Raw genomic sequence first — 10,834 nt, 5'->3', positions numbered from 1 at the left:
AGATACAGCGGGAGCAGCGGGCCCTTTAGCTCTTAAAGAACGAGACCCGCCAACCGGAAGACGGTTGACGGGTCAGTCGGCGTGGGTGGTGCGTGAGCTAGTGGCCGGTGCCGATTTCTAGGTGCATGCCCGGAACCGAGTTGATGAGGTTGCGGGTGTATTCCTGCTGGGCGTTTTCGAAGATATCGTCGGCGGTGCCCTGTTCGACGGCCTGGCCCTTCTTCATGACTACGACGTCGTCGGCCGTCTGGCGGACCACCGCGAGGTCGTGAGTGATGAAGAGATACGACAGGCTGAGCTCCGACTGCAGCTCCGCGAGGAGCTGAATGATCTGGTTCTGCACCAGGACGTCGAGGGCGGAGACAGCCTCATCGAGGACGATGACCTCCGGGCGCAGAGCCAGCGCGCGGGCAATGGCGATGCGCTGGCGCTGGCCGCCGGAAAGCTCGTTGGGGTAGCGGCGCATGGCGGAGCGAGGCATGGAGACCATGTCGAGAAGCTCGGCCACGCGGGCCTCGCGTTCCTTGCGCGAGCCCACCTTGTGCAGGGCCATAGGTTCCTCGATGCACTTATAAATCGAGTACATCGGATCCAGCGAACCATAGGGGTTCTGGAAGACCACCTGCATCTTGCGGCGGAGCTTGAACAGTTCCTGCTTCGATAACGTCGACGTATCGCGGCCCTCGAATTCGATGGTGCCGGAGGTCGGCTCCAGCAAGCCCAACACCATGTTGGCCACCGTGGACTTGCCGGAACCGGACTCGCCCACCAGCGCCAGGGTGGTGCCGCGGCGGATGTCGAAGGAGACATCATCGACGGCCTTCAGCAGCTTCTTGCCGCCGCGCTGGCCGCGGATATCGAATTCCTTGGTGAGGTTACGAACCGAGATGACCGGGGCCTGAGCCGCGGAAGATGAACCTGCAGCGGAATCTGCAGCGGTGGAACCAGACTCGGAGGCGGCGCCGATCGCCTCACCCGACTTCAGCTCCTTGGCCTCCACACCAGCTTCCTTGGCCGCGCGGATGCGGGAGGAGGCGAGGGAGGGGGCGGCGTCGACAAGCCGGCGCGTGTAGGGGTGCTGCGGGGAGCGCAGAATCTCTCGCGAGGGGCCCGACTCGACGATGCGGCCGCGGTGCATCACGATGAGGTGCTCCGCGCGCTCGGCCGCCAGACCGAGGTCGTGGGTAATGAAGAGCACCGCGTTACCCAGCTCCTCGGTGAGGTGCTCCAGGTGGTCCAGGATGGTTTTCTGCACCGTCACGTCGAGGGCGGAGGTGGGCTCGTCGGCGATGAGCAACTTCGGGCGTGCGGCCAGGCCAATCGCGATGAGCGCGCGCTGGCGCATACCACCAGAGAACTCGTGGGGGTACTGCTTGGCGCGGCGTTCGGCGTCGGGAAGCCCGGCTTCCTCCAGAAGCTCCACCACGCGTTCGTGGCGCTTGGAACCCTCCACCACGTGGTTGGCCTTGAGAGACTCCTCAACTTGCGTGCCGATGCGTCACACTGGGTTGAGGTTGGACATCGGATCCTGCGGGACCAGGCCAATCTTGTCACCGCGCAGCGATTCGAATTGCTTGTTGTTGTAGTGAGTGATGTCCTCGCCCTCAAAAAGGATCTGGCCGCCGGTAACCTTGCCGGTGCCCGGTAGCAAGCCGAGGATGGACATCGCGGTGGTGGACTTACCGGAACCGGACTCGCCCACGATGGCCACGGACTGGCCAGGGTAGATGGACATGTTGACGCCACGCACTGCCTCAACCACACCGGTGGAGGTGGTGAAGGAGATATGGACATCCTTCATTTCAAGAAGTGGAGAGTTAGTCATTAGCGCTTCCTCGCCTTCGGATCGAGTGCATCGCGGACGACGTCACCCATCATGATGAAGCTCAACACGGTTAGGCCCAAAGCGCCCGCCGGGTAGAACAGGACTGCCGGAGCGACGCGCAGGGAAGCCTGCGCGTCGGAAATGTCTCCGCCCCAGGACACGAACGTCGGCGGCAGGCCGATGCCCAGGAAGGACAAGGTGGCCTCCGCGACGATGTAGGTGCCCAGCGCCACGGTGGCGTAGGAGATGATGGGCGCGGCCGCATTCGGCAGGATGTGGCTGAACAAGATGCGCCAGCTCGACGCACCGATGGAGCGCGCGGATTGCACGAATTCCTCGTTCTTGATGGAGACCACCGCGCCGCGCGTGATGCGGGCAATGGAGACCCAGCCGAAGAGGCCGAGCACCAAGACCACCGTGACGATGGTGCGGTGCTCCTTGAACATCTGCATGACCACGATGGCGGCGAGCACCAGCGGGATGGCGAAGAAGATGTCGGTGATGCGGGAGAGAACAGAGTCGATCCAGCCGCCGAAGAAGCCGGCGATAGCGCCGATCATTGAACCAAGCACTACGACGAGCAGCGTGGTGAGGACGCCGACGGCTACCGACGCGCGCGCACCGTAAATCACGCGGGCGTAGATATCGCAGCCTTGGCGGTTGAAGCCGAAGGGGTGGCCTGGCTCGGCGGGGGCGAGGGACTTGGACAGCTCGCATAGGCGCGGGTCGGTGCTAGTGAAAAGACCCGGTGCGATGGCTAGGAGGATGGCCACGAGAATCATCACGGCCGCAATCCAGAACAGTGGGCGACGGCGCAGGTAGCGCCATGCCTCCCCCCACTGGGAGGAAGGCGCGGACTCGTCCTTGACGGCATCGACCGCGCCGAGACCCGTTTCATCGGTTTCCGAGACGAAGTGCTCTTGGCCCGGGTGGGGAGTGGTTTTCTCGAAATTAGGCATAGCGGATCCTCGGATCAAGTACGGCGTACAGGAGGTCAACGAGCAGGTTGGCGATGATGTAGATGATCACCAGCACGGTGGTGAAGGAGACGATTGTGGTCGGCTCACCACGCAGAATGGCCTGGTACATGGTGCCGCCGACGCCGTTGATACCGAAGATGCCCTCGGTCACGATGGCGCCGGTCATGAGCGCACCGATGTCGGCGCCGATGAAGGTGGCCACGGGAATCAGCGAATTGCGCAGCACGTGGCGGCGGGTCACCGCGCCGTTGGACAGCCCCTTGGCGCGGGCGGTGCGCACGTAATCGGCGCGCAGGTTCTCCGCCACGGACTGGCGGGTCAGGCGGATGACGTACGCCAAGGAGAGCGCGCCGAGCACCATGGCCGGCATGAGGAGAGACTTCACTGTGGCGTTAGCGCCGACGGTAACCGGCAAGACGCCCCACTTAATGCCCACGAGGTACTGGAAGACAAAGCCGATGACGAAGGAAGGCACCGCGATGACGAGCAGGGAGATGACCAGCACGGTGGAATCGAAGAAGCCGCCGCGGCGCATACCGGCGAAGACACCGAAGAGGATGCCGAAGACGGACTCAAAGATAATGGCCATGACGGTCAGCTTTACAGTAACCGGGAAGGCGTTAGCCATCACCTGGGTTACGGGAACCCCGGAGAAGGTCGTACCGAAGTCCAGCATGAAGATGCCCTTGATATAGAGCAGATACTGAATGATGAACGGCTTGTCGAGGTTGTATTCGGCCTCGATGCGGGCACGGGCAGCCTCGGTAAGGCCGCGGTCACCGCCAAGGGCTTCGACAGGATCGCCGGGCATCAAGAAGACGAGCGCATAGATGAGCAAGGTAGCTCCGAAGAACACCGGAATCATCTGGAGCACTCGGCGCCCGATATAGCGCAGCATAGTGTGGTCCTTTACTCGTTGTGGGGCAGGTGCTTGCCAGCGTCGGGACGCGGGGCATAGCTTACGAGAATTCTAATGTGTGATCCCACGCTTCGAGAAATCTATAGCGCGTTTCTAATCACACTTTGGGGGTGAAAACGCGGGGCGACCCCCGCTCCATGGAGGTTGCGGGGGTCGTGCGAAGTGGCCAGGGGTGGCGTTACTTCTTGGTGATGTTGTAGTACACCGGCTGGGACTTCCAGGAGAAGACGACGTTGTCGACGTTCTCGGAGTAGCCACCGGTGGCGTTGGAGTACCACAGCGGGATAGCCGGCAGGTCCTTGAACAGGACTTCCTGGGCCTCGGTGTACTTCTTGATGGCGTCTTCCTCAGAGGTGGAGGTCAGGGCTTCGTCGAGAAGCTTGTCAAACTCCGGGTTGGTGTAGTCACCGTCGTTGGAGGAACCGTTCGTCTTGTACAGCGGGGCCAGGAAGTTGGCCTGGCTCGGGTAGTCCGCCTGCCAGCCGGTGCGGAAGGCGGTCTTGATGGTGCGGTTGGTCACCTCATCGCGCAGGGACTTGAAGTCCGGGTACGGTGCGCCAACAGCCTCGATGCCGAGGGTGTTCTTGATGGAGTTGGTGGTTGCATCCACCCAGCTCTTGTGGCCGCCGTCGGAGTTGTAGGCAATCTCCAGGGTCGGGTTATCCCACTTGTTGAGCTTGTCGGCCTCAGCCCACAGTTCCTTGGCCTTCTCCGGATCGTACTCAAGGACTTCGTTGCCCTTGATGTCCTCGGAGTAGCCCGGCATAACCGGGGAGGTGAAGTCCTTGGCCGGGGTGCGGGTGCCCTTGAAGATGGTGTCCGTGATCTCCTCGCGGTTGATGGCATAGGAGATGGCTTGGCGGCGCAGCACGCCTTCTTCGCCGGAGTAGTGCTCGAGGTTCTCGCCCAAGGTGAAGGACTGGAAGATAGCAGTCGGCTGGTTCACTGCACGGTCGCCGAGGTCGGCCTCGTAGACGTCGAAAGCGGAGTCCGGAACGGCGTCGAGAACGTCGAGGTTGCCGGAGAGCAGATCGGCGTAAGCGGCGTCCTGGGAGGCGTAGAAGACGAACTTGATGCCGTCGTTCTGCGGGGTCTGGCCACCCTTGTACTCCTCATTCGGAACGACGGTGGCGTCCTGGTTGTGGTTCCACTCGGACAGCTTGTACGGGCCGTTGCCAATCGGGTTCTGGCCGAAGGCATCCATGTCTTCCAGGGCAGACTCGTGCAGCGGGTAGAACGCGGAGTAGCCCAACTGTGCCGGGAAGTCCTGCTCCGGGCTGTTCAGGGCGATGGTGAAGGTGTGGTCGTCGACGACCTTGAGGCCCTCCATCTTTTCGACGCCTTCCTCGAAGCCCTTGATGTTGGCAAAGAAGGAAGCGTTGAGCTGGTCGTTGGCCACGGCGTAGTTCCAGGCGTCCACGAAGTTCTTCGCGGTGACCGGGGAGCCGTCGGAGAACTTCGACTCCTTGAGCTTGACGGTGAACTCGGTGTTGTCGTCATTCGGCTCGATGGATTCAGCCAGCTCGTTCTGAGCTTCGCCGTCACCGTCGTAGTAGACCAGGCCGGCGTAGATGGAATCGACGATACGTCCGCCGCCGGTCTCATTGGTGTTGGCCGGGATGAGCGGGTTCTGCGGCTCGGAGCCGTTGACGGTGACGATTCCATCACCGGAGCCGGAAGCAGAGTCTGAACCGGAGTTGTCGCCACCACAGGCCGCGAGGGTGAGCGGCAGGGTAGCGACAGAGAGAGCAGCGAGTGTCTTCTTGAGCGTCATGTAGGGCTTAGACCTCCGTGGTGCGAAAGATGTAGAAAACCTGTGATGTTGGTTTTATATGAAGCTACCGCGTGGCTCGTCTCATATACAAGGAATTGAAAAATATGTCCTGTGATAAAAGCTATAGGGCGGTAGGTATTCTTTCTTAACCTGCGGTTTTGTCAACGAATTAAAAAAGTCCCCATCCCCCTGAGAGGGGTGGGGCACGGAGGGCGGTGAATGTTACCTATCTCGCAACCATTGGATAATGGTCTGAGTAAAACCATGCGGGTTCTCAAGATAGGGCAGGTTCTTGGACCCGGGGATAGTGGTGGCGGTGAAACCCCCACGGCAGCGCCGCGCCGCCCGCCGCGCAACTGGCCGCCACAGCATCTGATCGGCATGAATGAACAGCGTCGGGCACTGCACGGTGAGCTCGAGCCAACTCAGCGGAACCACAGCGGTACGCAGTCGGTGGTTCCAGATGATTCCCCGGCGGACGTTTCCTATGCGTGACGACGTCACGCGCAGGCGCAGGGCCTCCTCGCGCTCGGCGCCGTTGAAGGATCCGAGGGCGTCGAGATCCATCTCCCGAAGGTAGGTGGACTCCCGCAGTAGGAGTCTCGGGGCGCCAATTTTTCCCATGCGGCACAACGCTGCGCGCAGGAGGACCCACCCGAAGTCCCAGGGGCGTGCGGCGACGGCGCGGCGTAAATCTGCCGGGTGCGCTGCCGATACGGAGACCAGCCCGCGTACCCGTTCGGGCCGCTCGGTGGCCAGCGCCCATGCCACCGCACCGCCGGTATCCGCGCCGACTAGGTAGGCATCGTCGTGACCCAGTGCGCGGATGGCACCGCTGACATCACCAACCGCCACGCGGATATCCTGGCCGGGTTCGAGCGGTGGTTTATCGGACATGCCAAAACCACGCATATCGAGGGCGGCGACGTGGAAGCCTGCGGCGGCAAGCGGGGCAATGACATTCCGGAAGTCGAACCACCCACCAAAGGAACTATGGAGCAGCAGCACCAGCGGGTTATCCGGGTCGCCAGCGGTAGCGGCGTGCAGGCGGATGCCGCGCGTGTGCAGGAACTCGTGCTCAAAGGGGCCGTCAAGCTCCACTACGGAGGGCGGTAGGGGATTCATGGGCGGGCCTTTCGTGGGAAGGGTGCACAGAAGAAATCCGCCCCGAACGCATGTGCTCGGGGCGGGAGATTGAAAAGGACCTTAAAGGTTTAGGTGTAGAGGCCACGCTCGATGGACTTCTCAGCCTTACCCGGTACCAGCTTCTTGAGTTCCTTCGTGGACTCGATGGTCTTCTCCGGGGCCTTGACCTGCTTGACCTGCTTGAAGCCGATGAAGGCCACGACGGCGGCCAGGACGACCATGATGAGGAAGACAATCAGGAAGGCAGCCCAGCGGTCGAGCCACACGGCGAGCAGCTCCGCCAGGAAGAAGAAAAAGAAGAAGGAGCTATACAGCGCCACGGTGCCGGCCACGCCGAACATGCCCGCGCCGATGCCGCCCTTCTTGGCAGAAGCAGCGAGCTCTGTCTTGGCTAGCTCGACCTCGGATCGAACCAGCTGGGACATCTGCTCGGTGGCGTTGGATACGAGCTGGCCGATGGATGCTTCGCCACGGCGGGAGGTATCCGCATCGCTCAAGGGAATGCTGTCTACCTTCGGGGCGAACTTGTTGGACCCGTCAGTGAATAGTCCGTCGTTGCTCACGGTTAAATACTCCTACTGTTTTGTCGCAATCTATATCGGCCATAGTAATGAACTTTCCAGCGTTCATGTGGTGCGGCCCGCAAAGTGGGTACGGCGTTATTGTAATGGGTATGCCGCATTCTGACCCGCTGACCCCGCTGATGGCCCTTTCTGGGGTGAAGGATAAAGCTGCTTCTGCCGCCTCAGCGTTAGCGCGCGTGCACCGCCGGCCCGCGGGCTTGCGCAAGTTCGACGTCATTTCTTCAGAGTCGCTCTTGCGCGGTGCGCGGGCGGCCGCGGCGATCGACGGTGCGCCGCTTGAGGCTGACGGTATCCCGCCCGCGGTCAGCGCTTATTCCCTCCTTGCCCCCGAAAAACAGGCTGCTACCGTGCGCACCTTCGCGCGGGCTCCGCTGCAGATCCTGGCCAGCATTGATGTTGCGGCGGGTGGCGCGGGCCACCCTGATCAGAATCCGGCGGTGGCGCAGGCGCTAGCACAGCTCATCACGCGCGGGGCCGGTGTGGATTTTGACCGCTTGTTACCGGTGGTGCTGCACGCGGAGATTGCCGCGCGCTCGTTTTTCGGTGCGCGCAGCACAGTCGTGGCGCTCGTTGCCGCGCGCACCGCAGCCATCCATACCGGTTTCGATCCGCGGGGCTTTGCCGTGCCTGAGACCTACCTCAACCGGCATCGCGCGGACTACCGTGCGGCACTGGATACTTACGAGGAAGATCCGGCGGCACTTATCACGCTGCTTTTCGACGCCTGGGAAGCCGGCGCCCGCGAAGCCGACGGCATCGCGCAAGCGGCCTAATCACGCAGCTGCTGCCGCGCAAAGAAAACACCGCCGACCACGAGGGCCGCTATGCCGGCCACGACCGCTGAGCCGATACCGAACTCGCGGGCGCTGGGCGCGGTGAAGAGCGGAACGGGGTGCTTAAACGTGCGGATTTCCCAGTCATGGGCAAGGGCATGCTTCTTTAACAAGCGGTCTGGATTCACGGCAACGGGGTGGCCAACCTGCTCTAACATCGGGATATCCGTGGCGGAATCGGAATAAGCAAAAGATACGTCGGGGTCGACGTTGAGCTGTTTAGCCATGCGGGCTAAGGCCTCAGCTTTTGCGGCGCCTTTGCAATAAAACAGAATCTCTCCGGTGAACCGGCCGTCTTCCTCGGCGAGCTCGGTGGCCACGACGTGCTCGATGCCCAGCTCCTGTGCGATGGGCTCGACCAGCACGCTTGCCGACGCCGAGATGATCACCACCTCGTGGCCGGCGGCGCGGTGGGCGTCGATAAGCGCGCGTGCCTCCGCATAAATGGCGGGGGTGACTACTGAATGCATGGTCTCCACCGCGATGTCGTGGACTTCCTGAACGGACCAACCGGCGGCCATGGCGGCGAGCTGATCCCGGGTGGTGTCCATATGCTCACTGCTGTGCCCGGCGAGCATATAGCTGGCTTTGGCTAAAGACAGCTGGAGCGCCTCGGCATGGGTGATGAGACCGTTGTGCATGAATTCGCGGCCGAAGGCATAGGCAGAGGATGTGGCGATGATCGTTTTATCCAAGTCGAAGAACGCGGCCGCGCGGGTGGCGCCGTCAGTGGGAAAAGAGGTACCGGTCATCGAGGAAGGCCTGCCGTCTGTGTGCGAGTTACCCTGCTCATCGTAGCCTCTTAGCAGGAAGAATCGGGAGTGCGCAAACATATTGCCAGAAAACTCAAGGAATGTTGGATTTCGCTGTTGTCATCTCTTGGTTCGCGTGCCATAATGTCATGTGCAAGGCCCCGATATACAGTGCGGCCTGCCCCGGCGCACCCCCCCGATGCCGGGTTACCGATGGCCCGCGCACACCCCCCGAGGCGCGGGCCATCACCTTTTTCTTTTAAGCCAACATGCCCCCAGTCCCAGTGTTGCCGTGGCATTCAGATATGTGACTAAGGTCGTTGCACTCGTAGAGCTGGCACTCTGGAATTATCCTTGATCCACGTCGCGGCTTCGGGATCAATGAATTTCGCTACCATGTGGATAGCGTTATCAACAGAGTCAAGATGTGCGATTTCACCAGGGATATTGTGTTGTTGGACGATTGATTCGTGGTGAGAGCACCTGTTTCTCATTTTGTAAATAATGACTACAAGTTCTTCGAATTGCTGTCTGTCGTCGGGTTTTACCTTCAATGCCTTTTCTATCTGCGGCCAGATGCTCGCCTGATAGTGGCTACTTAAGAGGAAGCGCCAGAAATCAAAACTGAGTTCAGCGATGATTTTTCCTGGTGGTGCTTTCCTCCCTCCGGCTCTCTTCATTGCTTTGTGGATGCTCTTGGCTGCTTCACTGCTGAAATTTATTCGATGGTTGTCAAACCACCGTTCGTCGTATCTGCGCGTTAGGGCGGTGTGGATGCAATTGCGGAGGAGCACTTCGAGATGCTCAATGTCGGCGAGATAGGTCTTTGTAAGGTGAGTATTCCAAAGGTATAGCGCTTCTGGAGTTGGATGGGCAGCGTAACGGCTCATGCGCGCAGATGAAAACCACTGAGATAGTGGTAGTAGGGCGGATTCTGGATTATTCATTATGGATATGCTAGTTTTTCTGTTGAAAGCCTCGGAACGATCCCTGCACTACAAAAGTAGGAGTAAATCGCCGGGGTTATTGATGTTTTTGGCTTTCCCTAAGCCTAAGCCCGTTGTATGGCTTGTGAGTTTTTCTTAGGACACGACGTGGGCTTAAGGGACATTTTGTGTGGATTTGCGGCGTGTCGCACTAAGGGACATTTCGTGTGGATTTAGGAGCGTCCGGCCCAGCCTTTTCTTATGCCTAAGCTGGGGTTCCATTCGCTGTCGATGTGGATGTCGTATGTGGCTGGTCGCCCGTCTGGGTGGCCGCGTCGTGTGAGTTCTTCTTTTGCCCAGGCTGCGCGTGCTGCTTTTTCTCCTTGGCGTCCGAAGTCTTGTTGCTTGGCTAACTCCAGTGGCGCTACAGGGTCTTCGGTGTGGGTGTAGAGCCACCAGTCCATGGTGATGCGCTGATGCTCATCGAACATGCCACGATGGTTTCCTGCTAGGTCTTTGAGTTGTTTGTTGATGCCGCCTTCCAGCAGGTTCGTGGTGGCTTTTAAGTCTTGTGTGACACCTTTAGACGGGTCAAGGAAAGTAAATAGCTGTCCTGTGTGGATGAGCTTTTCTAGCCGTTTTAGAGCCCTGCGGGCGTTGCGGTGGGTGTACCACCATTTCTGGTTGGGGCTGACCCATTTCGGTACTTGGCCTGCTGGTATAGCACTGCGGTAGGTTCGCTCTTTAAGCCAATCAGCAAAGGTGATGCGGGTGTGGTGGACTGCAGCTGTAAACCGCGCAGCATCTTCACGGTTGTGTACTTGGATAAGCATGTAGCCCAGTTTCCGGATTGCTTTATGGGCTGGGTGAATCGGGTTGCGGCTGATATCAGCAAAAGTGTTGCGTTGGACGTGGACTAGGCAGCGCTGAATGGCAACGTCGGGCCATTTAGTGCGCAGTGCCTTGAGGGCTCCGCCTGCCCCGTCGGTGGTGACGATGAGTGGTTGCGCGATTTTGTCGAGCAGTTTCAGGTACTCGTATGAGCTTTCACGCAGGCACCAGTTGAAGCGTCCTGGGTTTAGTTCCTACCTCAGC

The 10,834-nt window shown here is 60.3% G+C and carries 9 protein-coding genes and 2 pseudogenes; 1 reads left to right on the top strand and 10 read right to left on the bottom strand.

Annotated elements, in window-relative coordinates; translation table 11 throughout:
* Nucleotides 1-97: 97 nt before the first annotated feature.
* The 7 genes and pseudogenes from HMPREF2996_RS13125 to HMPREF2996_RS09415 form a co-directional block, all read right to left on the bottom strand.
* Entirely contained in the window at nucleotides 98-1,000 is a 903-nt protein-coding gene (locus HMPREF2996_RS13125; RefSeq protein WP_371441131.1) for an ATP-binding cassette domain-containing protein, read from the bottom strand.
* Nucleotides 985-1,825 (bottom strand): annotated as a pseudogene (locus HMPREF2996_RS13120) (ABC transporter ATP-binding protein); the annotation flags it as partial. The pseudogene HMPREF2996_RS13120 and the gene HMPREF2996_RS13125, both read right to left, overlap by 16 nt.
* Nucleotides 1,825-2,784: an ABC transporter permease gene (locus HMPREF2996_RS09435; RefSeq protein WP_070711066.1), complete on the bottom strand. Its 960-nt coding sequence runs from the start codon at nucleotides 2,782-2,784 to the stop codon at nucleotides 1,825-1,827. The pseudogene HMPREF2996_RS13120 and the gene HMPREF2996_RS09435, both read right to left, overlap by 1 nt.
* Nucleotides 2,777-3,703 carry an ABC transporter permease gene (locus HMPREF2996_RS09430; RefSeq protein WP_010189948.1) on the bottom strand — a complete coding sequence of 309 codons (927 nt, stop codon included), beginning with the start codon at nucleotides 3,701-3,703 and terminating at the stop codon, nucleotides 2,777-2,779. The genes HMPREF2996_RS09435 and HMPREF2996_RS09430 overlap by 8 nt, the downstream gene beginning before the upstream one ends.
* Nucleotides 3,704-3,902: 199 nt before the next feature.
* Nucleotides 3,903-5,498, bottom strand: a complete 1,596-nt coding sequence (locus HMPREF2996_RS09425; protein WP_070711067.1) for a peptide ABC transporter substrate-binding protein — start codon at nucleotides 5,496-5,498, stop codon at nucleotides 3,903-3,905.
* A 222-nt stretch (nucleotides 5,499-5,720) separates the two neighbouring features.
* Entirely contained in the window at nucleotides 5,721-6,623 is a 903-nt protein-coding gene (locus tag HMPREF2996_RS09420) for an alpha/beta fold hydrolase (protein ID WP_070711068.1), read from the bottom strand.
* A gap of 89 nt (nucleotides 6,624-6,712) precedes the next feature.
* Nucleotides 6,713-7,207: a phage holin family protein gene (locus tag HMPREF2996_RS09415; RefSeq protein WP_070444132.1), complete on the bottom strand. Its 495-nt coding sequence runs from the start codon at nucleotides 7,205-7,207 to the stop codon at nucleotides 6,713-6,715.
* A 104-nt stretch (nucleotides 7,208-7,311) separates the two neighbouring features.
* On the opposite strand from HMPREF2996_RS09415, the gene HMPREF2996_RS09410 reads away from it, so the two are divergent.
* Complete coding sequence (locus tag HMPREF2996_RS09410; RefSeq protein WP_070711069.1) at nucleotides 7,312-8,001, top strand: oxidoreductase; 690 nt, start codon at nucleotides 7,312-7,314, stop codon at nucleotides 7,999-8,001.
* On the opposite strand, the gene HMPREF2996_RS09405 is transcribed toward HMPREF2996_RS09410, so the two are convergent.
* The 3 genes and pseudogenes from HMPREF2996_RS09405 to HMPREF2996_RS12510 all read right to left on the bottom strand — a co-directional run.
* Nucleotides 7,998-8,813 (bottom strand): HAD family hydrolase, encoded by an 816-nt coding sequence (locus HMPREF2996_RS09405; RefSeq protein WP_070711070.1) that lies wholly within the window; start codon nucleotides 8,811-8,813, stop codon nucleotides 7,998-8,000. The two genes, HMPREF2996_RS09410 and HMPREF2996_RS09405, sit on opposite strands and share 4 nt — an antisense overlap.
* A 311-nt stretch (nucleotides 8,814-9,124) precedes the next feature.
* Nucleotides 9,125-9,760, bottom strand: a complete 636-nt coding sequence (locus HMPREF2996_RS09400) for an Abi family protein (protein ID WP_070444124.1) — start codon at nucleotides 9,758-9,760, stop codon at nucleotides 9,125-9,127.
* A 212-nt stretch (nucleotides 9,761-9,972) separates the two neighbouring features.
* A pseudogene (locus HMPREF2996_RS12510) lies at nucleotides 9,973-10,806 on the bottom strand (transposase); the annotation flags it as partial.
* Nucleotides 10,807-10,834: the final 28 nt, after the last annotated feature.

It is taken from the genome of Corynebacterium sp. HMSC066C02 (assembly GCF_001814945.1).
Taxonomy (GTDB): domain Bacteria; phylum Actinomycetota; class Actinomycetes; order Mycobacteriales; family Mycobacteriaceae; genus Corynebacterium; species Corynebacterium aurimucosum.
The sequence above is the reverse complement of the archived record's forward strand: the minus strand, read 5'-3'. Positions and strand labels throughout refer to the sequence as shown.

Coding starts and splice junctions, on each gene's coding strand:
- HMPREF2996_RS09435 (WP_070711066.1), bottom strand. CDS start 2,784: ATGCCTAATTTCGAGAAAACCACTCCCCACCCGGGCCAAGAGCACTTC.
- HMPREF2996_RS09420 (WP_070711068.1), bottom strand. CDS start 6,623: ATGAATCCCCTACCGCCCTCCGTAGTGGAGCTTGACGGCCCCTTTGAG.
- HMPREF2996_RS09410 (WP_070711069.1), top strand. CDS start 7,312: ATGGGTATGCCGCATTCTGACCCGCTGACCCCGCTGATGGCCCTTTCT.
- HMPREF2996_RS09405 (WP_070711070.1), bottom strand. CDS start 8,813: ATGACCGGTACCTCTTTTCCCACTGACGGCGCCACCCGCGCGGCCGCG.
- HMPREF2996_RS09425 (WP_070711067.1), bottom strand. CDS start 5,498: ATGACGCTCAAGAAGACACTCGCTGCTCTCTCTGTCGCTACCCTGCCG.
- HMPREF2996_RS09400 (WP_070444124.1), bottom strand. CDS start 9,760: ATGAATAATCCAGAATCCGCCCTACTACCACTATCTCAGTGGTTTTCA.
- HMPREF2996_RS09430 (WP_010189948.1), bottom strand. CDS start 3,703: ATGCTGCGCTATATCGGGCGCCGAGTGCTCCAGATGATTCCGGTGTTC.